Source organism: Idiomarina zobellii, assembly GCF_900100855.1.
GTDB lineage: Bacteria > Pseudomonadota > Gammaproteobacteria > Enterobacterales > Alteromonadaceae > Idiomarina > Idiomarina zobellii.
Window position 1 is genome coordinate 1 of the sequence record NZ_FNCB01000006.1, and the last position, 26,381, is coordinate 26,381.

A 26,381-nucleotide genomic window follows, 5' to 3' on the forward strand; every position below is an offset into this window, starting at 1 on the left:
TAAGTGGGCGACACTCTCAGCGTATTTTAAATATCCGGATTATGTTCGGACCGTTATCTACACAACCAATGCCGTTGAGGCGGTACACCGCCAGTTCAGAAAACTGACCAAAACCAAAGGCGGTTTTAGCAATGAGAGTAGCTTGCTTAAGCTGCTGTACGCGGGTATGTTAAAAGCAACTGAGCGCTGGTCGCACCCGGTGCAGAACTGGAATCTGACACTGTCTCAGCTAACCATCCACTTTGAAGGTCGACTGGATGGCCACATAGATTTATGAAAACTTGGCTGACACAGAATATTGAACACTCTCGCAAATGCAATTCACATTTGGTCATGAGTATAGTCACTACTTATGCGGCCATTTAAAAGAAGCAGAAGTAGTATCCTTTTCGCTTAGAAACAAAGACCGTAATGTTGTTATATACAATCATGAGTTGGAGTTTGAGGCAGATTATTTTTCACTAAAAAATATTATTCATAATAAAAAGTCATTTACTAAAATATCTCACGGTGCTTTCTCTACCTTACTTTATCTGCATTTTGTTGAAGAGTGCTTGGAAGAGCTTCATATAAGAAAATTTTCAATTTCAAATACTCATCCAAGAGCTCGGGATAGGTTGTCCAGATTGCATGACCGACTTGGGGAAGATTCGCCATTAGATGATTCCATGATAGAGCATATGCTAAATGTATCTGAGCAATTAATGGAAATAATAAAAGTAACCAAGAAAGATCAAAGAGAAGATCTATTTACTTTTCATGGCTCAGTGTCAATGTCCAATTACGTAAATAGGCGTATTGTCGATCGTGTTGAAAACTAAAGGTAATTCTAACAAGGCAATTAAAAATCGCCCACAAAAGGCGTGGGCTGGACTCGCTAACGCTCGCCTTTTATTGCAGCGTTGTGCATATGGGTGAGCAATGAAAGCAAGAGAATGGTTGCAACGATCACGCGAGGCTAAAGATCCTATCGATGGATTCTCAAATGCTTGGCGCGCCTTCAATCATTTGTATTTCCGGTTAAACGGACAAAATGAAAGAGATAAGATTCGGCGTTATATCGAAGAGAGCGTTGATGAGGTGGTGGCTGAGCGCATACTAGAAGAGCATAAGGGTGAACTGGGTTACCTTACGGCTGTGCCTGTGATCGACATGCGCGGCAATGGTCGAGATACTGCCGGTAACATTGAAGAATTTCAGCGTGAAGGCGCAGCTGTCGGGAAACTTCAGGAGATTTTTATGATTATTTACCAAGTTAGGTGCAATCTTGAGCACGGCCAGAAATCACCGTCTAGGGAGCGAGATGTTGAGCTTTGCAGGTCGACGTTCCCGCTGATTGAACGCATCGTGGATGAAAATGCATAACTCAGCGCTCAAGTTCGCTCCCTGCGGGCGTTATGCACTTACAGAAAGTCGAGGATTGGATGGAAGACAAAACATGGATTGACTACTTAACAGCCATTGGCTCTGTTGCAACTCCTTTGCTTGTAATATTGCTTTCGGCTGTTGGCTGGAAATTTAAGGCAAGCGTTGAGCGAAAGATTGACCTTGAAAATAGGCTGCGTGATGACAGAATAGAAATTTACAACCAAATCTTGGAGCCATTTATCATCTTGCTTATGACAGATGCTGCCTGGGCCCAAGACAAGAGAAATAAAAATAAAGACAAAAATGAGTTTGCAATTAGCAAAATGTTAACTTTGGATTATCGAAAGCTAGGATTTAAGCTTTCTCTTATGGGAGCAGACCCTGTAGTCAAGTCCTATAACAATTTAATGCAATACTTCTATAACATGGAAGAAAAAAAGTCTGCCGAAAGCCCAAATTTTTTAAAAGAGATGCTAATTCTACTCGGTACTTTTTTGCTTGAAATACGGAAGAGTATGGGTAATGAGGCAACAAAGCTAGATCACTGGGATATGTGCGAATGGTGGATGTCTGACACGCGGAAAATCAAAGATGGAATTTACAACAATGTATAACCAATCAATTAAATTCGCTCCCTGCAGTCGTCGGACGTTCGTTCCTTGCGCCATTTATTGCGGGCGTTATGTGAAAGGGTGTCATCAGATATGAGCAACACCCAATTAGAACAAGCCGCCCAAGGTGAGGATTCGAACGAAAAAGATGATCGATTATACGAGGAGTTTTGCGAGTTCATCGAGGAATTCAAAGGTGAGAGTGATCGCGCCTGCGTAATATTAGGAGCATCAAAGCTGGATCAGATTTTGGGACTGATTCTGGAACGATTTCTTTTGCCTTGCCCAAATAGCCAAGATCAGATTTTCACTAACAATGGTCCGCTTGGAACCTTCAGTGCAAAGATAGACATGACATATAGGTTAGGCCTAATAGATTCTGAGGCTTGCCGTGCAATTCATATGGTTAGGAAAATACGAAACACATTTGCCCATGAAGTATATGGCGCGAGTCTTGCGAGTGGCAGTCATAAAGACCGAATTAAAGCACTGGTTCTGCCGGCTAAAGAAGACCACCATTTTAAGTGGCTTCGTGATAATTTCTTCAGCGGAGTGCCTGCTTCACGTGCAAATTTCTCGACCATGCTAGGCCTTTTAGTTGCGCGCCTCGAAGGGCTCGCCGATAAATTGGAGCCGGTTTCAACAGCGCAAATCCAGCATTTACTACCGCAATCACATAACAAGAAAATGCAGCCAGCGCAAAAAACGCGCGGCTGATTTGGGAGTTAATTGTACACGAGAAGTTGAATTTAGATGATTGAGCCTTGGATTCGGTACGAAGACCTAGAAGAAAAGAGACGTGGATATTATGTTGAATACAGCCCTGTTTTTACAGGGCAAGAGTTCGCAATACTAAAACTGAATCTTTACGATTCTAAGGTTGCAGATGATATAAAAAATATTGCTGAATCTGAGTTGGCGTATTGGGCATTAAAATATCATACGCCAATCATGCTGATGGTCTCGAACGTGACCGATGAAAATTGGACGACTAAGGAAAAGATCGGTCACGATTACTTGTTAGGGTACGCAAAATCTGGGAGAGTGGTAGCGTACTGGGATAAGTATCCTGAGTCTGAAGAGCCAGAATTTGATCTCTCAAAAGACTACTTAGCCAAGGTATACTCTGGGCTAAAATTATAGAGTGTCAACTATCTTGACCGACCGGTCAGGTTAATTGTCGCTTAATAGACTCTAATCGGGATAATCCAGATATTGACTCCTGCGGATTTAAGCAAGGCAACTATTGAGGCAATAACAAGTAATACATTTGATGAGTGTAGACGAGGATCAGTCCAAGAATACCGTGTCATGCAAAACGACTTTTGAATACTATGAAGTAGTAGTGGTCCTGGAAAATGTCTAAACGTTAGACTTTTAGACATTCAAGCTTGCCCAATGAGCTAAATGAATGAGTTGAAGAAAACTAATCTCAAGCGGTAGTTACAGCGGAAGTTAAGATCAAAATCGTCAAAACCGCCGTCGGATCAAAAACATCGATAAAACACATAACCACATGAAAATCTGAGGATTTTCGTCCGAAACCGTATATTAGAAAAACCACCAATACAGGACTCATAATCGGTTGGTCCCCAGTTCAAATCTGGGAGGGGCCACCATCCTGCACTTAAAAGCACTATGTTAAACAACTCCGACATTGATCTGCGTCGACCACATTGCCCTATAGTTATTTAATAACGCCTTAAAAGTAGTACCATGCCAGCACACTACTGAAAACTAGGTGAGTATAATGTCAGCTGATATAAATAGCCGTTATGGTCTAAACCCCGCGCACAGTGAAATTGTGAAAACAAGCGAGGTTGTAACTCCGTGTAAGGCGTTGGATATGGGCTGTTCTAATGGCCGTAATGCTTTGTATTTAAGCGAGCGTGGCTTCAATGTGACTGCAGTAGACAATAATCCTGACGCTATCAATATGCTACACCAAATTGTCAGTGAAGAAGGCATCGACAATATCGACGGGCGAGTCTACGACATTAACGATGCAGCTTTAGGCGACGACTATGGGCTTATCGCCTGCACGGTCACTTTAATGTTTCTGAACCCTATGCGTGTTGATGCAGTTATTGAAAATATGCAGTCGCATACCTTACCGGGTGGTTACAATTTAATTGTTTGTGCTATGAATACTAATGAGCACCCATGCCCGGTTCCTTTTCCTTTTACGTTTAAAACTGAGCAGTTGCGTGACGCCTATAAAGGGTGGGAGTTACTGAAGTACAACGAAGATCTTGGAACCATGCACAACGGAGCGCAACTTAAGTTTGCAACCATGCTAGCGCGTAAACCCAGCCAGTAAACTGCGCAAGGCTATTTTATTAAGGAGTTCTTATGAAATATTATCGGAAACTCGTTTCTGTCGGTTTGGCATTGACCGCAATTGGTTTGTCTTTAGCTGCTTTGGCGGCAGAGCCTGTCACTCCCAAGCTGACCGATAAGTTAAGTCGGTTATTGCAACAAGAAATGCGCTCGGTTCAGTCTGCAATGGCCACTATCCATGTTTCTATGGTGACCGGTGACCATAAACAGGTAGAAGCTCAGGCACAGCAAATACATGACAGCTTCATACTGAAACAGTCTTTAACTGAGCAGGACAAAAAAGATTTAATGGCAGCTGTTCCTGAGGGCTTCGTAACACTGGATAAAGACTTCCATCGACTGGCAGCTGGTTTGGCGGACGCAGCCAAAAACAAAGATACACAGAAGCAATACAAGCTTTATAACAAAATGACGGGTAGCTGTATTGCGTGTCATAGTCAGTATGTTTCTGATCGCTTTGATGGACTGACTGAACAGTAACTGTTGCGATGGTTGCTGTAGCCGAATAGTTTGCACTGACTCATGCCGTTGAGTTAATAGCCATTAAACTGCAACAAAAACCCGTCTAAAATGTAACAATCCTAAATCAACCAATCCTTATAGGTGTGAATGTGGCGAACCAATTAGTCAGGGAAACCGGCTTAGGTGGCGCATTAATCATTGGCCTAGGCTCTATTCTGGGTACCGGCGCCTATGTCAGCGTAGGACTCAGTGCGACCATAGCCGGCGATATGCTGGTTTGGGCAATTGTACTGGCAGCGATAACTGCACTGTTTAATGGATTGTCTTCTGCGCAGCTGGCAGCTGCCCACCCTGTCAGTGGCGGCACTTACGAGTATGGTTATCAGTTTTTGAATCCAGCCAGCGGTATCATTGCAGGCGGACTCTTCATTGTGGCGAAAAGCGCTTCGGCGGCAACGGCGGCATTGGCGGTGGCATGGTACATCAGTGCCAGTTTTGAGGTGTCAGAAATCACGGTAAAAGCGGTTGCCATAGGCCTCTTATTGCTGTTTACCGTATTTGTGTTATCTGGGGTGCGCAGAACCAACTGGCTGAATATGCTGTTAGTCACAGTCAGTATTATTGGCTTAATTGTATTTATTGGCGTCGCTTTAGGAATTGAGTCAGCAGCACCGGCAGTTGGTAATGAGTCGGTTTCAACTAGCCATTTGTCGCTTTTCCATGCGGCGGCTTTAATGTTCGTTGCATTTACCGGCTACGGACGCATAGCCACAATGGGGGAAGAAATAACCGAACCCAGACGCAATATTCCCAGGGCGGTGGTATTGACGTTAGCGGTGGTCAGCGCATTATACATTGCTGTTGGTTTGGCTATTCTGCATGTAGGGGGCCTTAATACATTTGAAGAGAGCCACTTCAATATCGCTAACCTAATCAGTGACTCTCCGTGGCAGTGGGTGGTGATTGTCGGCGGAATACTAGCTATGGGCGGCGTGGTTTTAAACTTATTACTCGGTGTCTCGCGTGTCATTTTAGCTATGGGACGCCGTGGTGACTTGCCTCGCGTTTTGGGCGGCCTCGATAAAGCCCAGAAATCGGCACCTGCTGCAACCTGGCTAACCTTCCTGATCATGGCCGTTATCGCTGGGTTTGGGGGGATAGAATCTGCCTGGACGTTAAGCGCATTTACCGTGCTTATTTACTATGGCATCACTAACGTTGCTGCCCTTAACGTCAGTAAAGAGCAGCGTTTTGTTCCTAAATTTGTGTCTGTGCTTGGGCTAATAAGCTGCTTCGGGCTTGTTGGGTTAGCGGCTATTGCTTAGCCGCTCTTTCAGCCCGAGCACGATGTAGCTTTTTGTAGCTGTCCAGCAGCTTCAAGTGACGGTCGATGCCTTCCAGTTGCATATTGGTTGGCGTCAGGCCGTAGAAGCGTGTGGTGCCTTGTACGGAGCCGATAACCGCTTCAATCACTTCTTCACTATACATACGGCCCAAGTTATAGCGATAATCATCCAGCTCTAGTTCGTCATCCAGCGTAATTTCCAGTACGGCTTCAATCGCACGATAAAACAGCACGCGCTCTGGTGTGTTGTCGTTATACTGCAGAAACATTTCAACGTACTCTTGAGCGTCTTCATGACGTTGCAGTGCCAGATAAATAAGCAACTTAAGCTCTAAAATAGTGAGCTGACCCCATTCGGTATTTTCATCAAACTCAATACCAATCAGCGTAATAATATCCATATAGTTATCGAGCTGGCTGTCTTCTAATCGCTCCACCAAGTCTTCCAGCTGCTCGTCTGACAGGCGGTGCAGGTTCAGAATGTCCTCACGGTACTGCAACGCGATATTGGTGTTATCCCAGACGAGATCTTCAACCGGATACACTTCGGAGTAACCCGGCACTAATATGCGGCAAACCGGAGCGCCAAGGTCTTCGTGCACCATAATGTAGGCTTCTTTGTCCAATTCCTTCAGAATACTGAACAAGGTATCGGCTTCTTCATCATTGGTTGGGGATGCAAAGTCCCACTCTACAAATTCAATGTCTGACTTGGCACTGAAAAAGCGCCAGGACACGACACCAGAGGAGTCAATAAAATGCTCTACATAGTTGTTTGGCTCGGACACCGCCATAGAATTAAAGGTTGGCGGTGGTAAGTCGTTCAGTCCTTCAAAGCTGCGACCTTGTAATAGCTCCGTTAAGCTGCGCTCTAATGCCACTTCAAAGCTCGGGTGCGCGCCAAAGGAAGCAAATACGCCGCCGGTACGTGGGTTCATCAGCGTCACACACATAACCGGGAATTGTCCGCCAAGTGAAGCGTCTTTTACCAATACCGGGTAGCCTTGCTCCTCAAGTGCATTGATACCGGCAACAATATCCGGGTATTTATTCAGAACGTCTTGTGGCACGTCGGGTAGAGTAATCTCATCTTCAATAATTTGCTTCTTAACAGCCCGCTCAAAAATCTCTGACAAGCACTGCACTTTAGCTTCCGCCAATGTATTGCCGGCGCTCATACCGTTACTTAAGTATAAGTTCTCAATGAGGTTTGACGGGAAATAGATAGTTTCTCTGTCGGAATGACGCACAAACGGTAGTGACACAATGCCTCGATCGACACGTCCTGAATTGGTGTCAATTAAGTGAGAGCCGCGTAGTTCGCCTTCAGGATCATAAAACTCGCGCGTTCGCTCATCGAGTATTTCGGCCGGTAGTTCATCATTTGGCCCGGGCTGAAACCATTTTTCTTGCGGGTAATGAACAAAGTCGGCATTGGCAATTTCTTCACCAAAATACTGGTCATTATAGAAAAAGTTGCAGCTTAAGCGCTCTATAAATTCACCCAACGCCGAGCATAATGCACTTTCTTTGCTGGCGCCTTTGCCGTTGGTAAAGCACATGTGCGACGCGGCGTCACGAATATGCAGTGACCAAACGTTTGGCACAATGTTGCGCCAGGAGGCCACCTCTATTTTCATGCCCAAGTCAGCTAACAGCTTGGTCATGTTGTTAATGGTGTCTTCTAAAGGCAGGTCTTTGCCTTCAATGTAGGTTTTCTCGTCACCGCTGGGGTCAATAGTGAGTAATGCCTGAGCGTCCTGCGTGATGCTTTCCACAGCTTCAACGTCAAACGCCAATTCGTTCTCAATAACCCGCTTAACCGCGCAGCGTTCAGCCGCACGAATAATGCCTTTGCGATCTTTCTCGTCGATGTCCGCCGGCAGCTCAACCTGAATTTTAAACAGCTGTTGATAGCGGTTTTCCGGGTCGACAACATTGTTCTGGGAAATGAGAATGTTCTCGGTTGGAATGTCGCGCGCATCACAATACAGGCGAATAAAGTGAGCCGCGCACATGACCGATGACGCTAAGAAATAGTCAAACGGCCCGGGTGCTGAACCATCGCCTTTATAACGAATGGGTTGGTCAGAAATGACGGTGAAGTCATCAAACTTCGCCTCAAGGCGCATGTTTTCGAGAAAACGAACATTGATTTCCATAGAGAGGGACTTTCGCTTGTAAATAGAAGAGCTGAGAAAGTGCGGGATTATCCCACACTTTCAGTCATTGATCATTATCGGCGTAGCCACTGCCATAGGCGGAGTTACTCAAAGTCGCTGGCGCTGTGACGCTCGCGTAATTGTTCGCTTTCTTCGCCCCAAACTTTGTTCACACGACGACCGCGTTTTACGGCCGGACGCTCGTTGATGCGCTTCGCCCAGGCCACCACGTTTTTGTACTCATGCGCTTGTAAAAATTCAGCAGCCTCGTAGACCTCGTTTAACACAAGCGCACCGTACCAGGGGAAAATTGCCATGTCGGCAATAGTGTAATCGTTGCCGGCAATATAGTCGTTGTCAGCCAGTTGCTTGTCGAGCACATCAAGCTGGCGCTTTACTTCCATTGTGTAGCGATTGATGGGGTACTCCAGTTTTTCCGGTGCATAGGCATAAAAATGGCCAAAACCACCACCTAACATAGGTGCACTGCCCATCTGCCAGAAGAGCCAGTTTAGGCACTCGGTACGTTTGGCAGGCTCATTGGGTAAAAACTCTCCAAACTTTTCCGCTAAATAGAGCAGTATTGAACCTGACTCGAATACGCGGGTTGCTGGCGTTGTGGAGTTGTCGAGCAGTGCCGGAATTTTTGAATTCGGGTTTATCTCTACAAAACCACTGCTGAACTGTTCACCCTCAGTAATATCGATAATATAGGCGTCGTATTCGGCAGCATCTATGCCTTTCTCCAACAGCTCTTCAAATAAAATTGTGACCTTCTGTCCGTTCGGGGTTGCCAGCGAATACAACTGATGCGGGTGCTTACCCACAGGTAATTCTTTGTCATACGTAGCGCCAGCCACAGGGCGATTAATACTGGCAAACTTGCCGCCACTTTCTTGCTCCCACTTCCACACTTTAGGTGGTTGGTAGTCATTTCCTGATACTGTATTTCCCATAAAGCCTCCAAAATAGCGTTTAAGTGACTGCCAGGCGCTCTGCGTAACGTGACTCTTTATACGCATCTGTTTGCATGACGTTTCGTATTTGCTCAACAGCGCTCCATACATCTTTATAGCTGTTATAAAGTGGCGCAAAGCCAAAACGAATAAAGTGCGGAGCTCGATAGTCCGCAATGACGCCCCTGTCTATCAGCGCCTGACACAGCTCGTAAGCATACGCGAACGAGTAACTCAGTTGGCTACCTCGCTCTTCAGCTGATGCCGGAGAAAGACGTTGTAGCTGGTCATTTAAACCGTATTGATTGATTAAGTCGTCAAACAATGTCGTTAATGTCACTGACTTTTTACGCACGGTTTGCAAATCTAGATCGTCAAACAGCTCCAATGCAGCATCGATTGCTGACATTGAAATAATTGATGGTGTACCAGCGAGGAACTGTTTTATGCCGCTTTTAGGTTGGTACTGTGGGTTAAATGCAAACGGGTTTTGATGACCAAACCAGCCGGTAATGGGTTGTTGTAATTTATTTTGCAAGGCGTTGTTTACGTAAACAAACGCCGGAGCACCTGGCCCACCATTGAGGTATTTATAGGTACAACCGACGGCCATATCGACGTTCCAGTTATCCAGGTGAACAGGCATAGCACCGGCACTGTGCGCTAAGTCAACAATAATAAGCGCACCATGCTGATGAGCCCTTTCGGTTAACGATTTAATGTCCAGCCGTTTACCGCTGCGGAAGTTCACTTCGGTGACCATAACGACAGCGGTTGAGTCGTCGATACTGCGAAGCAAATTATCTTCCTGAACGTCAACGAATTGGCAGCGCTGTTCACCCAGAAGCCCCTGCAACCCCTGAGCTATGTAAAGATCCGTAGGGAAATTGTCGTGGCTTGAAATGACTTTGTTGCGGCTGTTTGTGCCGTTAAAACTAAGCGCAGCGCTTAGCAGTTTGAATAAATTGACAGAAATAGAGTCGCAGCATATTACCTGACCTTCCGACGCGCCTATAATTGGCGCAATTTTTTCGCCAACTTGTTGAGGTAAATTGACCCAGTTATGTTGGTTCCAGCTGCTTATTAAGTCGTTACCCCATTGTTGCTCGGTAACCTCTTTGACCCTTTGTTTGACCCGTTTGGGTAGCGCACCGAGTGAATTGCCGTCCAGATAAATGGTGTTTTCAGGAAGGTGAAACTCATCACGATATTTGGCCAACGGGTCATTGCTATCTAAGACTTCTACATCAGTTACATTCATGGTTTCAATTCTTTGTTCAGCTGCTGAATAATGATTGTCCAGGTATCGGTTTTAGGGTGAATCATGTCGAAGTGGCCTGCGTCGTTTTTCGCTGGCCAATACTCAAAGAACTGAGAGGGGTGGGTGCCATAACTGTGTTTTTTAACGGAACTACCTGAGGAAAGTTCAAGCACCTCTGAAAAGGAGACTTGTTTAAGTTTCTCTGCTTGAGCGCTGAGAGCAAAAGAGCAAGTTAAAAAAATGGCCAGAACGATAAATATTAAGCGCTTCATTAAGTCATACCAATATTTTCTATTAATCAGTTTTAGGTGTTGTTGGAACCATACAAGTTTAAAATTTTAAGGGCAATAAAATACTTGATTGATTACTAAAGAGATTTAGTTGAGGCGAAAAATTGAGCAGATTCTATACTCAGTAATGAGCGGTTTAGACTGTTCAGGAGGTAATTATGTGTATTGGGTGAACCCACCGAGAAAAGAGAAAAGCTTAAACACCGAAGACAACTAAGTCATTAGTGAATATTCAAGGCTGACTTTAACCAAGCCAGCCTTGGGACTTATTGTTCTAATTGACGCTCAACGTCGGCTTTTAACTCTTTTCGCAAGCCCAGCATAAATACAACTTCGGTCACGACAAATAACGGACCGACGGCTAAGCCCATAATGTCATCAACAAAAGCCGGTTTGCGACCTTCGAAGTAATGGCCAATAAACTGGAATACCCAACCTACAACAAACAAGCCAATGGCCCAACTGAGCCATAGCTCAGTTGGCATAGCCGCAAAGTATCGGCCGGCAGCCAACGCAAACCATAGCAAAACCGTCATAAGCAGGCCTAACGGGATATCCAGCCGAACATAAAAAATAATCGACAGAAAAACGGCAATGCTGGCAGGCGTAATAATCATAAACTCCATGGGCAAAACTGGCCGCGAAAGCAGCGTTAAAATACCCACAACAATCATCGGAATACCAATTAAGTGTGTTGCAACGTTCTTACGGTTGCGGTGGTAAGCGGCGTATTGAGCTAAATGTTCTACAATTGTTTTCATAGCTTTTCGTTTAGGAAGAGATTCGTTTTAGATTGATACGCATCGTTACCATTGTCAATTAGCTGTCTACATACTAATGTGAGTTGACTTTATGGGTTGAGTCACCTATTCCCAACGAATCCAATGTTCGCTCAACCTGATGTTGGGCTTTACCAAACTCATAGCAGAACTTGTTGAAGGGCACTATCTCGGTGTCGATATGTTCGCTTAAAACCGACTCCTTTAGCGTTTTTTTTATTTCAGCAGGAGGAAGGTGTGCATTTTTTTTGTTATTTGCTAAAAAGAAGCTCATTTCATCTGCAATCATAATAGCAGTTAATAACTGTCTGTTTTCTTTCGACAAGGCTTTACTATTAAATACTTCGGGTGTGTGATGGTACTGAACGGCTATACCGATAACCCTTGGTAAATGAAGTTTTTTACAAGCGCTCAACCCGACTTCAGCATGAGTGTGTCCTGTTATTTCTTTTTCGACATCAATAAGCTCATTTGCTGTGTGCCAACCTTTTTCTTCTGTTTTGTCTATGGCGTGAGGTGCTAACTGCAATATGACAAAACGGCCAATGTCGTGAAGTAGACCCGCCATATATACTTGTTGAGGGTCGACATATTGGTGCTCTGATCTCTCGACTAAATAACTGGCGAACTGAGCTACTTGCAGTGAATGCTTCCAAAGTTCTCGGTGTTCTGCTTTGCGTGGCAGGAAAACCCGGGTCACTGACTGTGCAAAGAGAAGCTCAAATAAACGTTTGGCGCCGACGCGAGAGAGAGCGGCTTTAACACTGGAGACTTTTGTCGCTTCATGTTGCGCGAAAGCGGCAGAGTTGGCGTACCCTAGCAATGCGGTGGCAAGCGGCGGATCGGCTTGAGCGAGTTTTAAAACAATATCGTAAAAGTCTTTGCTATCAGGGTTGTACTTCATGAGTTCATAGACAACCACTGGCAGCATTGGCAGCTTTTCTATATTTTTGCGTATACTTTCAATATCGACATTATTAATGCTACTAAGACTCCGGTTTGAAGGTGATGTTGTCATAAACTCATTATTGACTATTCTGAGTGGTTGTAAACTGCGAAATTAATGTTGATTACCCCTGCGACAATATGTCTCAAAAATTCCAATAGAACTAAACAGTATAAACATATAACCTAAACGTAAAATTCAACTGAGAGGTTAACTATGTTCACTGTATCGCGTCTTATATCTGCAATAGTGTTTCTTAGTATATCAACATCCGCGTTTGCTAGTGAAGAAAATTACGAAGAGGCGGCGAAGCAGTTGCAACAGCGTTTAGGTAAGGTGCTTATGTCGACCATTCAGAAAGACGGTCATGTTGCTGCAATTTCTGTTTGTAACGAGCAGGCACCAGAAATTGCCAGTGCGGTGAGTGATGAACTAAACCTAAGCGTTGGACGTACATCTTTGAAAGTGAGAAACCCGCAGAATGAACCGACTAAAAAGCAAGAGCAGGTTCTAAAAGAGTTCGAGCGGTTATGGAACAAAACGAAAGAAAACGTACCGACTCAGCGCTACACGAATGAAGAGGGGCAAACGGTTTGGATGAAAGCCATCGTTATGCAGCCACAGTGTGCGGCGTGTCATGGCTCGAGCATTGAGCCTGAGCTAAGAAAAGTAATTACCGACAAGTACCCAAACGATAAAGCGACTGGATTCGAAGTTGGGAAGATTCGAGGCGCTTTTTTAGTTAGATCAAAAAATTAAAGCCAATAACCCTTGATATTGTAAGGTTATTGTTTAGAATGACTTAAATCCTTAGTTAGGAGATGATGTGATGGAACTTGACCCGCTGTTCCTCTCGCGAATTCAATTCGCATTTGTTGTGTCTTTCCATGCCATTTTCCCGGTATTTACTATCGGACTGGCGTCTTATATTGCACTCATTTACGGCCTTGCATTCAAAACCAATAACCCGAAATGGGAACGTTTAGGCGCGTTCTGGACGCAGGTTTTCGCTGTTGTTTTTGGCATGGGAGTTGTGTCAGGCATTGTCATGTCGTTTCAGTTTGGTACGAACTGGAGTAATTTCTCTCTGGCAACCGCAAACTTCCTGGGGCCTGTGCTTAGTTACGAGGTTGTGACAGCATTCTTCCTTGAAGCTGCGTTTCTAGGGGTATTGCTATTTGGTCGAGGCAAAGTGCCTAACGGTGTGCATTTCTTTGCGGCGTTGATGGTCTCTATTGGTACCTTTATTTCGTCATTCTGGATCCTCTCGGCTAACAGCTGGATGCAAACGCCTGCAGGGGTAGAGATTCGTGACGGTATCTACCATGTAGTCGATTGGTCGGCGGCCATCTTTAACGAGTCTTTCTGGTATCGATTTGCTCACATGGGCTTGGCTTCATTCTTGACCGGTGGTTTTGTGGTTGCAGGTGTTAGTGCCTGGTTCCTGATTCAAAAGCGGGACACGGAGTTACATCGTAAAGCATTATCGATGACGCTTTGGCTGCTATTATTCCTGACGCCACTACAAGTCTTTATTGGCGACCTGCACGGCTTAAATACGCTTGAGCATCAGCCAACTAAAGTGGCGGCGATGGAAGGTAACTGGGAAACGCAAAAAGGCGCGCCTTTGTTATTGTTTGCAATTCCAGATCAAGAGCAGCAAACCAACCACTTTGAAGTGGGCATTCCGAAAATGGCTAGCTTCATATTAACTCACGACTGGGACGGTGAAATTCCTGGTGTGAAAGAGCAGCCACCGGAGTTACAGCCAAATGTACCTATCGTATTCTGGTCCTTCCGGATTATGGTGGCTATGGGTTTGTTAATGGTGTTGGTTGCTGTTATTGGACTGTTCCTGCGACGTAACAAAGCCTATATGCATAAGCGTTGGTACTTACAAACACTGCGTTTAATGACGCTAAGTCCGTTTATTGCTGTATTGGCCGGCTGGTTCGTCACCGAGGTGGGTCGCGCGCCTTATTTGATTTATGGGCAAATGACGCACGCAGAGGGAGTTACTCCATCGTTAACGGGTGGGATGGCACTGTTTACTTTGATTGGGTACTTCTTAGTTTATGCGTTTGTTTTCGCTGCTGGCGCTTACTATCTGACGCGAGTTATTCGTACAGGTACAGAAGGTACCGAACAACACGATGATGAGAAACATCGTCCGAAACGCCCACTGTCTGCTGCTGAAGCAAGCTTTGATTAAGGATGTCAGTTATGAGTGAACCCGTTTTTGACTTAACCTATATTTGGGCTGCAATCATTGCCTTTGGTGTCATCATGTATGTACTGATGGACGGCTTTGACTTGGGGCAGGGTATCCTGTTTATGTTCGCACCGAGCGAACAAGGTAGAGATATTATGATGAATTCGGTTGCCCCTGTTTGGGACGGCAACGAAACCTGGTTAGTGCTTGGTGGAGCCGGGTTGTTGGCTGCTTTTCCTTTAGTCTATTCAATCTTCTTACCTGCACTTTATATTGGTGTGTTTTTACTTCTGGCAGGGCTCATTTTCCGTGGTGTAGCCTTTGAATTCAGGTTTAAAGCGCATTCGTCCAGGTACTTATGGAACTGGTCATTCGCTATTGGCTCCACCGTTGCAGCGTTTGCACAGGGCGCGGTAGTGGGCGCTTACATTCAAGGTTTTGAAACAGAGAATATGCGGTACGTTGGCGGTGCATTAGATTGGCTAACACCTTTCACTGTTTTGACCGGTGTAGGTTTGGTTGCGGGTTATGCACTGCTTGGTGCAACCTGGTTAGTGATGAAGTCAGAAGGAGCGACTCAAGATTGGGCTTACAAGCTTGTTAAACCACTATTGGCAGCTGTGTTAATCATTTTCCTTGTCATTAGCGTTTGGACTCCGTTTGTCGATGCATTTGTGGCTGAGCGCTGGTTTAGTGGCTTCTCTGCAATTTGGCTACTGCCTATACTCGGTTTACTCAGTGCATTCTGGATTTATCGGTCTGTTAGTCAGCGTCGCGAAGGCACGCCATTTATTGCGACCATGGCGCTATTTATCTTTACGTATTTAGGCTTGTTGGCAAGTAAATGGCCTTACGTAGTACCGCCGAATTATACTCTTGCGGATGCGGCGTCAGCACACGAGTCTCAGCTGTTTCTGTTAATAGGGCTGCTATTCGTTATTCCAATTGTACTGGTCTATACCGCTTGGACCTATTGGGTATTCCGAGGTAAGGTCAAAGCTGACCAGGGTTATCATTAGGAATGGTGAATGAACGCTGATTTTGCGTCTGCTTCAGCCTATTTAAAGCAGCTTGCTGCTTACGTAAAACGCCCCATTCAGTGGGCGTTTTTGTTAGGTTTATTAAAAACAGTGGCTGTCATCGGGCAGTTATCATTCCTGGCACTATTGGCCGAAAGATTATTTGTGAGTGGACACTCACTTTGGTCTCAGCCAATGCTATTGAGCGGGTTATCGCTCACCAGTTTGTTAAGAGCAACGCTGCCGCAAATACAGCAACAGTTTCTGCGCAGAGCGACATTATTGGCAAGCCAACAAGCTCGTCAGAAGCTTGCTGACGACTGGCAGCGAAAAGTGTTAGCGGGAAAGCCGTTAGCGGCAGCAGACGGTTCGTTGCAATTAGAGCCTATTGAATCTTTGAAGGGCTACTTCAGCCGCTATTTGGTGCAACAGTATTTGGTCGTCACCTCTCCGTTACTTATTTTACTGGTGTGCTTTTACTTAAACCCAGTTGTTGGTGCTTTACTCCTAATTTCAGGACCGATTATTCCGGTTTTTATGGCGCTTGTTGGTATAGGGGCTGAAAGGTTAAGCCAAAAACATGCACAACAAACGTTTGCGTTGAGCCGTGTATTTACTGACAAATTACGCAACCTAACGACGTTAAAGCTATTTGGTGCCGGTACTGCTGCTGTTAATGATGTCGCAGTAGCGGGCGAAGATTACCGCAAAGCCACTATGTCGACTCTTCGTATTGCGTTTTTATCGTCAGCTGTGCTGGAGTTTTTTTCCAGTGTGGCGATTGCCGGTGTTGCTTTGTATGTGGGCTTTGGTCTATTGGGTTATATCGACTGGTTAGGCGCTGACCAATTAACCTTATTTACAGGGCTCTTCGTTTTGCTGCTGGCGCCGGAATACTTTGCGCCACTTCGACAATTTGCGCAAAGTTACCACGATCGCGCGGCGGCTGTTGGTGCCGCGACCTTATTGTGCGAGTTAAATAAAGATAGCCTTACCGCTGAAGAAAGCTCTGGTACTAGTGATGATTTGCGCAAAGACACTCATCTTTATGCTTGGAATAACCTAAGCGTGACATTTGGCAGTAGCGGAGCTAATAAGCAATTAAAGTTTCCTGATAGCGAGATAGCGCGGGGGGAGCTTTGTGTAATAACAGGTGACTCAGGCAGCGGTAAAACGACGCTAGTCAAAGTTCTGTTGGGGCAGCTGCCGTTTCAGGGACAGTTATCTCAACAAGTCGAAAGTACTCACCAAATTGCCTATTTTGCTCAGCAACCATTCCTAACCGCAGGCAGCTTGCGTGCTAACCTCAACATATTCGAGCATCACAGTGACGCACAAATTTTCGAAGCATTAGCACAGGTGCGTCTTGATAAGCTTCTGGCAACGCTCCCTGAGGGACTTGGCACTAAGCTTTCAGAGCACGGGGTCGGACTATCTGGAGGTGAGCAGCGTCGGCTTGCGTTAGCACGTTGCCTATTATCTCAACGAGCTGTCATTATCGCCGATGAGCCGACGGAGAATCTTGACGAAGTGTCTGCGGAAGCTATTAGAAAGTGCTTACAGAGTTATGCCCATGATGGCAATACCGTCATTGTCGCAAGTCATGATCCATTACTTATTAAACGGGCTACGCAATTAATAAAGGTGTCGGCATGAATCACCGTGACTGGCAATATTTAAAGCCCTGGCTTAAGCAGCTTAAAAGTGTCCGGCTTCAGATTTTTATTGGCTTGGGGCTTGCGACAGCGACTGCGTTATTTGGTATTGGTCTATTGTCATTGTCTGGTTGGTTTATAACAGCCGCCGCTTTATATACTGCATTTGATATTTACACACCGGGGGCCGGAATTCGCTTTTTTGCTGTGACGCGTACTCTGAGCCGCTATGTAGAGCGTTTGATCAATCACGATGCTGTTTTAAAGCTACAAGCGCGCTGGCGTGTCGCGCTGTTCAAAAGACTACAAGGCCGTTCGCTGGCAAGCTTAGCCCCTTTGCGAGTTGCCGACGGCGTGCAATATTTAACGCGTAATTTGGATGCCATGGATAACCTGCTGTTAAGGCTTATGGCGCCGGTGTTGGTTTTCGTATTATCGTCGTGTCTGTTGATTCTCTTTTGGGGAATCTGTATTCCTTCGGCAGCGATAGCACTGGCAATAGCGGCATTGCTTGTGCTCTTTGTCAGTGTTCGAATGGCAAAGCAAACACGTGCTTTGGCAATGCAACAACTGCAATCAACACAGCGTTTGCGGCGGCAGTCGATGGCGTTTACTGAGTCAGCTACTGAGCTACTCGCATGGGGGGCGTATAAAACCCACCGGCAGGCGTTACTAAAGCAAGCCCAACGACAAGAGCAGCTCGACGACAAGCAGCTGGCAATTCAGCATAAAACATTATGGCTTGTCGAAATATTCTCTCACAGCGTCTTTTTGCTAGCGGTGATACTTTCAGGCTTTGCTTTTGAGACGGGTATGATAAGCAGCGCTGAAATGATTATGTTGGTGCTCTCAGCGCTAGCATGGCAAGAGATTGCAGCGGAGTTACCGTCTCAATGGGGAGGCTATGGAAAAACGGTAGCGGCAGCGAAACACTTGTTAGCTAATGAAACCTCAGTGCGGAAGCCAGTAAAGAGTCACAGCAGCAAGCCTCTGAAAAAAGCCGTTTCCTTGACGCTGGATAACATCAGTGTCAAACGAGGCAAGCGAGTCCTGATAAGGCCGGTATCGGCACAGTTTAAACCCGGTTATGTACATTGGCTGAATGGTCCGTCAGGCCTTGGTAAAAGCTCGTTAGCCGAAGCCATTATGGGGTGGCTGCCCTGTTTCACCGGAAAAATCACCTTATCGCAAGGGGCGGATGTAGATAACCATATCAGCTTTTTAACGCAAAGAACGGAAGTATTGGATGGGTCGATAAGAGAAAACCTGAACCTATCGCATCAACCTATCGGCGATGAAGAACTCTGGGCGGTATTGCAGTTAGTGGAACTGGATAATGTAGTAAGGGCCTTACCGGAATCACTGAATACCCTAGTTGGTGCCAGAGGCGTGATGCTATCAGGCGGTCAATTACGGAGACTTGTGTTAGCAAGAGTTTTATTACAAGGGCGTCCCATTATTTTGTTAGATGAGCCTTTTGCGGGGCTCGAGCGTCAACTGGCGAAAAGAATGCTGGAAAATATCGTTGCTGCCTACAAGGACAAAACGTGGATTATTATTAGCCACCTTGGGCCAAACGAACTTGATAACCCGAAAATTCCACAGGGGGAAACGGTAGTACTTAAACCGTTTTAACTAAAAAGCAGCGACTACCGGAGAGAATGAGTAGCCGCCACTAGGTTGGGAAAGGTTTATTTCTTTTCTTCGAAATTGCAGGCGTCAGGTGCGCTATGCGGTTCAGGTCGGTGACTGAGGTGTTTAGGCTTGGCTAGCCATTCCTTGCCTTTAAGCATGATATCCCAATATAGCCACGGCAACATTTTCTCTTTTAGGAACCAAGCCAAGCGAGTCGGTTTTGTGCCGTCAACTAACCAGGCTGGGAAGGTAGGTTGTAATTTTCCGCCATAACCAAATTCAGCCAATACGATTTTTCCGCGCTCTACCGTCAATGGACAAGAGCCATAGCCTTCGTAAACCGCCATTGCGGGTTTACCTGCAAGCGTCGACAGTACATTTTCGGCAACGACCGGGGCCTGTTTACGAACTGCTGCAGCGGTTTTCGCATTAGGTGCGTTAGCCACATCTCCAACGGCATAAATGTTGCCATACTGTTTGTGCTGCAGTGTTTCTGCACTGACATCGACCCATCCTACTTTATCGGCTAATGGGCTCTTGGCAATAACGTCAGGGGCTTTTTGCGGCGGACAAACATGTAACATATCGAATGACTTCTCTACTTCAGAGGTACGGCCGCTACTGTCAGTTACTGCAAACGTTGCTTTTTGATTGGGACCGTCTACAGCAATTAAATTATGCTGAAACTGTAAATTGATGCCATAGCTATCAACGTATTTTTGCAACGCCGGTACGTAGTCTTTGACGCCGAAAAGAGCTGCGCCTGCCGTGCAAAACTCAACATCAATGTCTTTTAGAAAGTTACTACGCTTCCATTCGTCGCAAGATAAATACATTGCTTTTTGTGGAGCTCCAGCACACTTTATCGGCATTGGCGGTTGCGTGAAAATGGCTTTACCCTTGCGGGTGGCCTGTACTAATTTCCAAGTGTACGGTGCAAGATCAAACCGATAGTTTGAAGTGACACCATGCAGCCCCAGACTTTCTTTTAATCCCGGAATTGCTTCCCAGTCTAGTTTGAGTCCGGTTGCTACAACCAGACTTTGATACGCAATTTGGTCACCATTTTCGAGGACGATGCGTTGCTGCTCAGGCAGGAACTGACTGACTGCGGTTTGGTACCACTTGGCGGCCTTCGGCATGATGTCGCGCATCTGTCGTTTGGTTTGCTCACGCTCAAAAACGCCACCGCCGACTAGGGTCCATCCAGGCTGGTAATAATGTGCTTCAGCCGGCTCAACAATAGCAATATCGGTTTGCGGTTGGCGCTTTAGAATACTAGCGGCAACTGACTGGCCACCGGCTCCGCCGCCAACGATGACCACTGTATGTTTGTTGACCGAAGGGGCGTTTGCTTGAGAAGTGTCAGCAGTGCTTTGCTCAAAGCGTTGCTGCATACGGGATTGCTGACCTGAGAGGTCGTAGCCTGCTTCTTGAGCTGTATCGAGTAACGTTTGTGGAGCTAGATGAGCAGCCTCTGCCAACGCCCACAAGGTACATGAACGAGTGCCGGTGCGGCAATAAGCGAGTACGGGGCCTTTGATATCGGCCATCAGCTTCGCAAACGCACTTACATCATCGTCGGTGATATTCCCGGAAACTACGGGTAAGTGTTTAAATGTTAGTCCATTTCTCTCAGCTGCCTGCTTAATTTTGTCGGCATTGATTTGATCGTCGCTTTCGTTATCAGGGCGATTGCAGACGATGGTTTTGAAACCCAGAGATGCAGCAACACCGACATCCTCGACAGAGATCTGTGGTGAAACACTGATAAACGGGCTGAGTTTACGACGTTCCATAACAAGACCTCATTTAGAATAGGTTAAGCGGAATTTTCAGGTAACGTTGGTCGTTATCTTCCGCTGGCGGCATTTGCCCTGCGCGCATGTTGACTTGTACTGAGGGGAGGATTAACCGGGGCATACCCAGTGTCGCGTCGCGCTCGGTACGCATTTTCACAAACTCTTCTTCGGTTTTTCCGCCACCGACATGAATGTTGTTTTGCTTCTCTTCTGCAACGGTTGTTTCAAAGGCATACTCATCGCGATCGGGGGCTTTGTAGTCGTGGCACATAAATAAGCGAGTGTTGCCCGGCAAAGCAAATACTTTCTGTATAGAGCGGTACAACGTGCGAGCGTCACCGCCAGGAAAGTCACAGCGCGCGGTGCCATAGTCGGGCATAAATAGGGTATCGCCAACGAACGCGGCGTCGCCGATGACATAGGTAAGGCAGGCCGGCGTATGACCCGGTGTATGTAGTACTCTTGCCTCAATATTACCGATATTAAAGGTATCTCCATCGGCAAACAGCCGGTCAAACTGACTACCGTCACGAGCAAACTCGGTACCCGCATTAAATGCTTTACCGAAAGTCTCCTGAACGGTCTTAATATGTTCTCCAATACCCAGTTTTGCACTGGTTTTCTCTTGCAAATAAGGAGCCGCAGATAAGTGGTCAGCGTGAACGTGGGTTTCTAAAATCCAGTCCACGGTAAGCTGCTTTTCTTTTACAAAAGCCAATATAGCCTCAGCTGACTCTGTGTTAGTGCGGCCTGCGGCGTAGTCAAAATCGAGTACGGAGTCAATGATAGCGCAGTGTTTAGATTCTGGATCCTGCACAACATAGCTGTATGTGTTTGTCGGTTCATCGAAAAAGTGAGTAACGACAGGATTCTTTGATGACATATATAAAGCCTCTTCAGTAATATATAACCAAAAGCAATATCTATATAACCAACACTAACTCCAAAGAGAGCAATGGGCAAATAACAATAAGTTATAGTTATCAATTCTATTAGAACAAAATTTTAAATCTAAAATAACGATTAAAGTAATCGTTTTTCAAATGGGCTGATCGCTTGAAGTAATTACTTTTTGTTATATGCTTATAACCAAACTCAAGCGAGGAGGTCATTATGACAAGCATCATTCGCAAAAGCCCATCGACAGGTGGAAGTTCTCCTGATGTATGGGGAATCTACGAAAAAGACACTGGATCTGTTCAGTATATCGTTGCAGATCCTAATACCAAAAAAGCGGCGCTTATTGACGTTGTTCAGAACTTCGATCCGCGCAGCGCAAAAACGTCATTTGAGAGCGCTGACGAAGTATTGGAGCTGGCGAAAGACAACGGTCTAACCATCGAATGGGTTTTAGATACGCACCCGCACGCTGACCACTTGATGGCATCAGCTTATTTAAAAGAGAAAACCGGTGCACCTAATGCTATTGGAGAGAAGACCTGTGAAATAGCAGAGCTATGGAGCGATTACTACAACGTATCAGGGCTCTTCGATCCGAAAAAGGATTTCGATCGGTTATTTAAAGAGGGGGATACCTTCAGCATTGGTGATCTTGAAGTCAAAGTCTGGTTATCACCGGGTCATACATTGGGTTCAATTACTTATATTGTGGGTGACGCCGCATTTGTGCATGACACATTTATGTATCCAGACAGTGGTACGTCACGCGCTGACTTTCCCGGTGGTTCTTCAAAAGATTTATGGGAATCATTGCAGCGTATCTTGAGCCTTCCCGAAGAGACACGCTTGTTTGTTGGGCATGACTACGGAAAAGGCGGACGCGAGGCTCAGTGGGAAGCCACTGTGGCGCAGCACAAACAAAGCAATGTGCATTTATCGGGTGATGTCAGCGAGCAGGAGTACCGAAAGGTACGAGACGAACGCGATGAAACCTTGGCGCTGCCAGACAGAATGTTACACGCTCTGCAAGTTAACTTGCGTGCAGGGCAATTACCACCTGCCGAGAAAGATGGACAGCATTACTTCAAAATTCCGGCGAATAAATTTTAATTAATTGAATTAACTAAATGACGACAATCGAAAGAGAGGAAATACTAATGAGTTTACGTATTGGCACTATCGCACCTAACTTTAAAATTGAAACAACCACAGGCCCCATCGACTTTCATGAATGGGCTAAAGGGTCTTGGACGTTTTTCTTCAGTCATCCGGCCGACTACACGCCAGTATGTACGACTGAAATGGGTCGCACTGCGCAGTTAGCTCCAGAGTTTGCTAAACGCAATGTTAAGCCACTAGGCCTTTCAACTGATACGGTTGAAGAGCACCTAGGTTGGATTAAAGATGTTAACGAAACACAAAATACTGTGCTTGAGTTTCCTATTGTTGCTGACAAAGACAAAGCAGTGGCTGAACTGTATGACATGATTCATCCGGATGAAGATGACAATGCGGCTATCCGCTCGGTTTACATTATTGACCCGGATATGAAAATTCGCCTGACGATGACTTACCCAATGACTGTAGGTCGTAATTTCGCCGAAATCTTGCGTGTAATCGATGCACTGCAAACAACGGATAGTCAAGAAGTGGCTTGCCCTGCAGATTGGGAGCCCGGTAAACCGGTTATTATTCGTCCAAGTGTTTCTGACGAAGATGCAAAAGCGAAATTCCCGCAAGGCTGGGAGACACTGCGTCCTTATCTACGCTTGACGGACCTTAAGTAATTTCTGCGGGTTAGCAAGTAATTTACAGGTTAAAGGTCGCGTACTAAGCGCGGCCTTTTTTGTTTTAATTCTTTTTTGTTATAATCATATTTCAAATAAGAATATGAGGTAAAAAAATGCTGCTAGCGATTTTAGGTGCTGTGATTATTGGTTTGAGTTTAGGCCTATTTGGCTCCGGGGGCTCAATACTAACTGTTCCTGTGCTGATGTACTTAGTGGGTATGCCCGCAGGTGAATCAATTGCCTCGTCATTATTAATTGTTGCCGGCATCAGTTTGTTTGGCTCAATTTCCTACATAAGACGGAAAAACGTAAGCTGGCGCCACTTCTGGGTATTTGGTATTCCCGGGATGATAGGTACATACGGTGGTGCGTGGATAGGCACATTAGTTGATAGCCGCTGGCAGTTACTTGTCTTTTCTCTATTAATGATAGTTGCAGCATTACTTATGTGGCGCAGTAAGCCTAAGCCTCCTGGCCAGGTTACTGAAATGAACTATGCCAAAGTAACGCTTGAGGGCTTAGTGGTGGGTGTGATAACCGGTTTTGTTGGGGTCGGCGGAGGCTTTCTCATTGTACCCGCACTGGTTCTTTTAGCCGGACTATCAATGCCTGTGGCAATTGGTACAAGTTTGTTAATTATCGTCATTAAGTCTATTGCCGGCTTCTTTAAATATTATGCAGTCATGTCAGCTAACGACGTCGAGTTTAACTGGTTTATTATTTCTATAATGATAGCCGGCGGAATTCTCGGGAGTATTTTTGGCTCTAAAATCGGCCGTAGCTTACCCAAAGAAAAGCTCCAGAAAGGATTTACTGTGTTTCTTGTGCTAATGGGCATTTTTGTGATTACCAAGTCGGTGATTTAAAAAGAAAACTGAGATATTTTCGTTGCTCAAAAGTTTACGAGCCGTTAACCTTTAACCTTTAGTTTTGTCTAAAGCGAATAGGGGATTGTCAGTGGCTTTTGATTACGGCTCCATAGATCTAGGGCTTAAAAACCCATTTAAAACAGAGGGACTTGTCACCGCCTTGCGTGGCGGTATACAGCTAGTCGCGGCTGTCTTTTTGCTGGTATCGGCGGCCGGCTCAGTCAAAGAAGACGCGCTTACCGGTTGGGTTCTGGCTATATTCGGTGTACTGCTGCTGATTGCTGGCATAAAAGTCATCAGTGGCGGTATTATGGCCATGCTTCGCTATTTTGTAGGCCGTAACCACCCAACGTCTCTGGCTCGAAACTTTAGTAAGTCGGAGCGCAGTACCTCACAAGAAGAAATGCCTTATGTTGGCTATACCGATCGGGGCTTGGAAGAAATGCTTATGGGTCGTAAAAATGCGACCTTTGTAGAGCCTAAAGGACTGTTGGCGCGCATTGCCCATACGGTTTTTCCTAAGCTGCTATTTATGCCATACCCCGTGCGTAATATGGCGCAGCGTTTGCTTGGCGCCTGGGTTCGTACTATTACCGCCATGATCGCATTCGGTTTTGCTGCGTTTGTGTCTTTGGCAGGTTTCGCCGGAGAGGCTGGGGAACTCGCCTTTCCGGTTTATACCGTATTGCTGACGCTTTATTTAATTCAAGTATGGCGCAAGGCGGGAACATCAATTTCACGAAATGCAGAGCAGTCCATTGACTCAATGGGCGCAGGAGCTTTGGCAAAAACGGTTGTTTTCTCACTGCTACTGCCGGTTGTCGTGGGGCTCGTATTTTCCTGGTGGATGTCTTCTGAAAGCGTGACAGCCTCAGAAGTGGAAGTTTGGTTTTCTGCGTTGCCTTCGTTTCATGCGGGGCTTTATCTAACAGGCATCGCATTGGGTGCATTAATATCTACTGCCATTTCAGTTTTGCTACTTAAAAAGCGCCTTGCAAAAGCCAACCCGGTATCAGAAGTATCAGAGCTGCGGGAAAACTGGCAGGAGTCAGTGCACCCGAAGGAAATATTTATCAACCTCGACAACCTGGTCATGGCGAATCGCCGTTACAAAGAAGTGCCGAATCGTGTCTATCGTGAACTGAACCCTAGCTTGCAAGAGCAAGTAGATGGTAAGGGCGCATTTAATGGTGAGATGATCCAGGAAATACAGCCAAAAGTGAAAGATATGGAATTGGGTGCATCGTTTGGTCAGTTCCGTTTTATAAGTCTGCTGCTGGGCAATTTGCTGTTTGTTGGCGGTATTATTGCAACCTTTCTCTTGGCTTATGAAGTGACAGAAGTTGCTGCCTTCTTGCGAGGCATTGACTATCAAGTGAATACATCTGCTGAGCTTTTAGCATTCGCGACTGTGGCGGTTGGAGCCATTCATGTTTTTTTAATTGGTTATTTGTTGAAGGCCTTTGCCCACTTGCTGGCGAATGTAGCACACCTATTCTTCGCGGAGATCCAGTTTGAGTCGTTACTTATTTATTTTAAGTGTGAAGGTACATTCACCGAGTCTAAAATATCAACCGGAACCGGTATTCACGACAGCACACGCTCTGAAAATACGCTGGTTAGAAGCAGTATTACCCCTTGGGTTATTGTTTCCCGATTAGTAACGACGACCTTTGCTGCTACCGGTATGAGAAACCTCGAGCACCCGCGGCATATTCTGGAAATGCACAGAGCCGATGCGGAGCTCGAGAGTATACGAAACGATGTGATAGACTTTTTGAAAGACAGAGAGTCAATAGCGTCGCTGACGAGCAAGCGTGACTTGGGTAATGCGTCGCAAATTCATCAGCTTAATGAGCAGACTCGCGCGATTCCAGGCTCTCAAGAACGTTTAGATGAGAAGCAGCAAACGTCTGATGAGGAAGCCGCCGGTTACCTCCGACAGGAAGAAGACTTAAATAACGACAGGCCGTAACGGG

General features: G+C 45.8%; 26 protein-coding genes. 18 read left to right on the forward strand and 8 right to left on the reverse strand.

All coding sequences use genetic code 11. The features are described from left to right. From BLT32_RS07085 to BLT32_RS07125, 9 genes are all read left to right on the forward strand, one after another. Positions 1-277 (forward strand): transposase (locus BLT32_RS07085; RefSeq protein ID WP_143020949.1); only part of this gene is annotated, 277 nt, incomplete at its 5' end. A gap of 37 nt (positions 278-314) precedes the next feature. Then, positions 315-821 carry a phage exclusion protein Lit family protein gene (locus BLT32_RS07090; RefSeq protein WP_053953665.1) on the forward strand — a complete coding sequence of 169 codons (507 nt, stop codon included), beginning with the start codon at positions 315-317 and terminating at the stop codon, positions 819-821. A gap of 100 nt (positions 822-921) precedes the next feature. Next, entirely contained in the window at positions 922-1,365 is a 444-nt protein-coding gene (locus BLT32_RS07095) for a hypothetical protein (RefSeq protein ID WP_053953666.1), read from the forward strand. Between the two features lie 59 nt (positions 1,366-1,424). After that, complete coding sequence (locus BLT32_RS07100) at positions 1,425-1,982, forward strand: hypothetical protein (RefSeq protein WP_053953755.1); 558 nt, start codon at positions 1,425-1,427, stop codon at positions 1,980-1,982. Between the two features lie 90 nt (positions 1,983-2,072). Next, on the forward strand, positions 2,073-2,696 hold the full coding sequence (locus BLT32_RS07105) for a hypothetical protein (RefSeq protein WP_053953667.1): 624 nt from the start codon (positions 2,073-2,075) through the stop codon (positions 2,694-2,696). Between the two features lie 36 nt (positions 2,697-2,732). Beyond that, positions 2,733-3,122 carry a hypothetical protein gene (locus BLT32_RS07110; RefSeq protein WP_053953668.1) on the forward strand — a complete coding sequence of 130 codons (390 nt, stop codon included), beginning with the start codon at positions 2,733-2,735 and terminating at the stop codon, positions 3,120-3,122. Between the two features lie 607 nt (positions 3,123-3,729). Then, positions 3,730-4,299 carry a tellurite resistance methyltransferase TehB gene (gene tehB, locus BLT32_RS07115; RefSeq protein ID WP_053953669.1) on the forward strand — a complete coding sequence of 190 codons (570 nt, stop codon included), beginning with the start codon at positions 3,730-3,732 and terminating at the stop codon, positions 4,297-4,299. A gap of 32 nt (positions 4,300-4,331) precedes the next feature. Continuing rightward, positions 4,332-4,799: a cytochrome c gene (locus BLT32_RS07120; RefSeq protein ID WP_053953670.1), complete on the forward strand. Its 468-nt coding sequence runs from the start codon at positions 4,332-4,334 to the stop codon at positions 4,797-4,799. Between the two features lie 131 nt (positions 4,800-4,930). Beyond that, on the forward strand, positions 4,931-6,106 hold the full coding sequence (locus BLT32_RS07125) for an APC family permease (protein ID WP_053953671.1): 1,176 nt from the start codon (positions 4,931-4,933) through the stop codon (positions 6,104-6,106). On the opposite strand, the gene BLT32_RS07130 is transcribed toward BLT32_RS07125, so the two are convergent. The 6 genes from BLT32_RS07130 to BLT32_RS07155 all read right to left on the reverse strand — a co-directional run bounded on the left by BLT32_RS07130 (position 6,096) and on the right by BLT32_RS07155 (position 12,592). Further along, the gene (locus BLT32_RS07130; RefSeq protein WP_053953672.1) at positions 6,096-8,288 is read right to left on the reverse strand and encodes an OsmC domain/YcaO domain-containing protein; all 2,193 of its coding nucleotides are present in this window, start codon (positions 8,286-8,288) and stop codon (positions 6,096-6,098) included. The two genes, BLT32_RS07125 and BLT32_RS07130, sit on opposite strands and share 11 nt — an antisense overlap. Before the next feature lie 104 nt (positions 8,289-8,392). Further along, entirely contained in the window at positions 8,393-9,244 is an 852-nt protein-coding gene (yghU, locus tag BLT32_RS07135; protein ID WP_053953673.1) for a glutathione-dependent disulfide-bond oxidoreductase, read from the reverse strand. 19 nt (positions 9,245-9,263) lie between these two features. Beyond that, a complete protein-coding gene (kynU, locus tag BLT32_RS07140) occupies positions 9,264-10,505 on the reverse strand; it encodes a kynureninase (RefSeq protein ID WP_053953674.1) in 1,242 nt (413 codons plus the stop codon). Then, positions 10,502-10,777, reverse strand: coding sequence for a hypothetical protein (locus tag BLT32_RS07145; protein WP_053953675.1), 276 nt, complete (start codon positions 10,775-10,777; stop codon positions 10,502-10,504). Before BLT32_RS07145 ends, kynU begins: the two co-directional genes overlap by 4 nt. A 284-nt stretch (positions 10,778-11,061) precedes the next feature. Then, positions 11,062-11,556 carry an Mpo1 family 2-hydroxy fatty acid dioxygenase gene (locus BLT32_RS07150; protein WP_053953676.1) on the reverse strand — a complete coding sequence of 165 codons (495 nt, stop codon included), beginning with the start codon at positions 11,554-11,556 and terminating at the stop codon, positions 11,062-11,064. Between the two features lie 73 nt (positions 11,557-11,629). Continuing rightward, positions 11,630-12,592, reverse strand: a complete 963-nt coding sequence (locus BLT32_RS07155) for an HDOD domain-containing protein (protein WP_053953677.1) — start codon at positions 12,590-12,592, stop codon at positions 11,630-11,632. Between the two features lie 144 nt (positions 12,593-12,736). Between BLT32_RS07155 and BLT32_RS07160 the strand changes: the two genes are divergently transcribed. The 5 genes from BLT32_RS07160 to BLT32_RS07180 all read left to right on the forward strand — a co-directional run bounded on the left by BLT32_RS07160 (position 12,737) and on the right by BLT32_RS07180 (position 19,041). Continuing rightward, positions 12,737-13,279 carry a Tll0287-like domain-containing protein gene (locus BLT32_RS07160; protein ID WP_053953678.1) on the forward strand — a complete coding sequence of 181 codons (543 nt, stop codon included), beginning with the start codon at positions 12,737-12,739 and terminating at the stop codon, positions 13,277-13,279. Positions 13,280-13,349: 70 nt separating this feature from the next. Further along, the gene (locus tag BLT32_RS07165; protein ID WP_053953679.1) at positions 13,350-14,732 is read left to right on the forward strand and encodes a cytochrome ubiquinol oxidase subunit I; all 1,383 of its coding nucleotides are present in this window, start codon (positions 13,350-13,352) and stop codon (positions 14,730-14,732) included. 11 nt (positions 14,733-14,743) lie between these two features. Further along, on the forward strand, positions 14,744-15,751 hold the full coding sequence (gene cydB / locus BLT32_RS07170; RefSeq protein WP_053953756.1) for a cytochrome d ubiquinol oxidase subunit II: 1,008 nt from the start codon (positions 14,744-14,746) through the stop codon (positions 15,749-15,751). 9 nt (positions 15,752-15,760) lie between these two features. Further along, the gene (locus BLT32_RS07175; RefSeq protein WP_053953680.1) at positions 15,761-17,407 is read left to right on the forward strand and encodes an ABC transporter ATP-binding protein/permease; all 1,647 of its coding nucleotides are present in this window, start codon (positions 15,761-15,763) and stop codon (positions 17,405-17,407) included. Beyond that, positions 17,404-19,041, forward strand: coding sequence for an amino acid ABC transporter ATP-binding/permease protein (locus BLT32_RS07180; protein ID WP_053953681.1), 1,638 nt, complete (start codon positions 17,404-17,406; stop codon positions 19,039-19,041). Before BLT32_RS07175 ends, BLT32_RS07180 begins: the two co-directional genes overlap by 4 nt. 56 nt (positions 19,042-19,097) lie before the next feature. Here the strand turns inward: BLT32_RS07180 and BLT32_RS07185 are convergent, their stop codons facing one another. Beyond that, positions 19,098-20,840 (reverse strand): bifunctional protein tyrosine phosphatase family protein/NAD(P)/FAD-dependent oxidoreductase, encoded by a 1,743-nt coding sequence (locus BLT32_RS07185; protein WP_053953682.1) that lies wholly within the window; start codon positions 20,838-20,840, stop codon positions 19,098-19,100. A 13-nt stretch (positions 20,841-20,853) separates the two neighbouring features. Next, positions 20,854-21,726, reverse strand: coding sequence for an MBL fold metallo-hydrolase (locus tag BLT32_RS07190; protein ID WP_053953683.1), 873 nt, complete (start codon positions 21,724-21,726; stop codon positions 20,854-20,856). 230 nt (positions 21,727-21,956) lie between these two features. Between BLT32_RS07190 and BLT32_RS07195 the strand changes: the two genes are divergently transcribed. The 4 genes from BLT32_RS07195 to BLT32_RS07210 all read left to right on the forward strand — a co-directional run bounded on the left by BLT32_RS07195 (position 21,957) and on the right by BLT32_RS07210 (position 26,377). Beyond that, positions 21,957-22,853 carry an MBL fold metallo-hydrolase gene (locus BLT32_RS07195; protein WP_053953684.1) on the forward strand — a complete coding sequence of 299 codons (897 nt, stop codon included), beginning with the start codon at positions 21,957-21,959 and terminating at the stop codon, positions 22,851-22,853. A gap of 47 nt (positions 22,854-22,900) precedes the next feature. After that, positions 22,901-23,530 carry a peroxiredoxin gene (locus tag BLT32_RS07200; protein ID WP_053953685.1) on the forward strand — a complete coding sequence of 210 codons (630 nt, stop codon included), beginning with the start codon at positions 22,901-22,903 and terminating at the stop codon, positions 23,528-23,530. Positions 23,531-23,646: 116 nt separating this feature from the next. Beyond that, on the forward strand, positions 23,647-24,399 hold the full coding sequence (locus tag BLT32_RS07205) for a sulfite exporter TauE/SafE family protein (protein ID WP_176764949.1): 753 nt from the start codon (positions 23,647-23,649) through the stop codon (positions 24,397-24,399). 91 nt (positions 24,400-24,490) lie between these two features. After that, complete coding sequence (locus tag BLT32_RS07210; RefSeq protein ID WP_053953686.1) at positions 24,491-26,377, forward strand: hypothetical protein; 1,887 nt, start codon at positions 24,491-24,493, stop codon at positions 26,375-26,377. The last annotated feature ends 4 nt before the right edge of the window (positions 26,378-26,381 follow it).

Bases quoted from the DNA above. Each gene is read 5' to 3' on its own strand.
- BLT32_RS07090 (WP_053953665.1), top strand. From the start codon at position 315: ATGCAATTCACATTTGGTCATGAGTATAGTCACTACTTATGCGGCCAT.
- BLT32_RS07095 (WP_053953666.1), top strand. From the start codon at position 922: ATGAAAGCAAGAGAATGGTTGCAACGATCACGCGAGGCTAAAGATCCT.
- BLT32_RS07100 (WP_053953755.1), top strand. From the start codon at position 1,425: ATGGAAGACAAAACATGGATTGACTACTTAACAGCCATTGGCTCTGTT.
- BLT32_RS07105 (WP_053953667.1), top strand. From the start codon at position 2,073: ATGAGCAACACCCAATTAGAACAAGCCGCCCAAGGTGAGGATTCGAAC.
- BLT32_RS07110 (WP_053953668.1), top strand. From the start codon at position 2,733: ATGATTGAGCCTTGGATTCGGTACGAAGACCTAGAAGAAAAGAGACGT.
- tehB (WP_053953669.1), top strand. From the start codon at position 3,730: ATGTCAGCTGATATAAATAGCCGTTATGGTCTAAACCCCGCGCACAGT.
- BLT32_RS07120 (WP_053953670.1), top strand. From the start codon at position 4,332: ATGAAATATTATCGGAAACTCGTTTCTGTCGGTTTGGCATTGACCGCA.
- BLT32_RS07130 (WP_053953672.1), bottom strand. From the start codon at position 8,288: ATGGAAATCAATGTTCGTTTTCTCGAAAACATGCGCCTTGAGGCGAAG.
- yghU (WP_053953673.1), bottom strand. From the start codon at position 9,244: ATGGGAAATACAGTATCAGGAAATGACTACCAACCACCTAAAGTGTGG.
- kynU (WP_053953674.1), bottom strand. From the start codon at position 10,505: ATGAATGTAACTGATGTAGAAGTCTTAGATAGCAATGACCCGTTGGCC.
- BLT32_RS07145 (WP_053953675.1), bottom strand. From the start codon at position 10,777: ATGAAGCGCTTAATATTTATCGTTCTGGCCATTTTTTTAACTTGCTCT.
- BLT32_RS07150 (WP_053953676.1), bottom strand. From the start codon at position 11,556: ATGAAAACAATTGTAGAACATTTAGCTCAATACGCCGCTTACCACCGC.
- BLT32_RS07155 (WP_053953677.1), bottom strand. From the start codon at position 12,592: ATGACAACATCACCTTCAAACCGGAGTCTTAGTAGCATTAATAATGTC.
- BLT32_RS07160 (WP_053953678.1), top strand. From the start codon at position 12,737: ATGTTCACTGTATCGCGTCTTATATCTGCAATAGTGTTTCTTAGTATA.
- BLT32_RS07165 (WP_053953679.1), top strand. From the start codon at position 13,350: ATGGAACTTGACCCGCTGTTCCTCTCGCGAATTCAATTCGCATTTGTT.
- cydB (WP_053953756.1), top strand. From the start codon at position 14,744: ATGAGTGAACCCGTTTTTGACTTAACCTATATTTGGGCTGCAATCATT.
- BLT32_RS07175 (WP_053953680.1), top strand. From the start codon at position 15,761: ATGAACGCTGATTTTGCGTCTGCTTCAGCCTATTTAAAGCAGCTTGCT.
- BLT32_RS07180 (WP_053953681.1), top strand. From the start codon at position 17,404: ATGAATCACCGTGACTGGCAATATTTAAAGCCCTGGCTTAAGCAGCTT.
- BLT32_RS07185 (WP_053953682.1), bottom strand. From the start codon at position 20,840: ATGGAACGTCGTAAACTCAGCCCGTTTATCAGTGTTTCACCACAGATC.
- BLT32_RS07190 (WP_053953683.1), bottom strand. From the start codon at position 21,726: ATGTCATCAAAGAATCCTGTCGTTACTCACTTTTTCGATGAACCGACA.
- BLT32_RS07195 (WP_053953684.1), top strand. From the start codon at position 21,957: ATGACAAGCATCATTCGCAAAAGCCCATCGACAGGTGGAAGTTCTCCT.
- BLT32_RS07200 (WP_053953685.1), top strand. From the start codon at position 22,901: ATGAGTTTACGTATTGGCACTATCGCACCTAACTTTAAAATTGAAACA.
- BLT32_RS07205 (WP_176764949.1), top strand. From the start codon at position 23,647: ATGCTGCTAGCGATTTTAGGTGCTGTGATTATTGGTTTGAGTTTAGGC.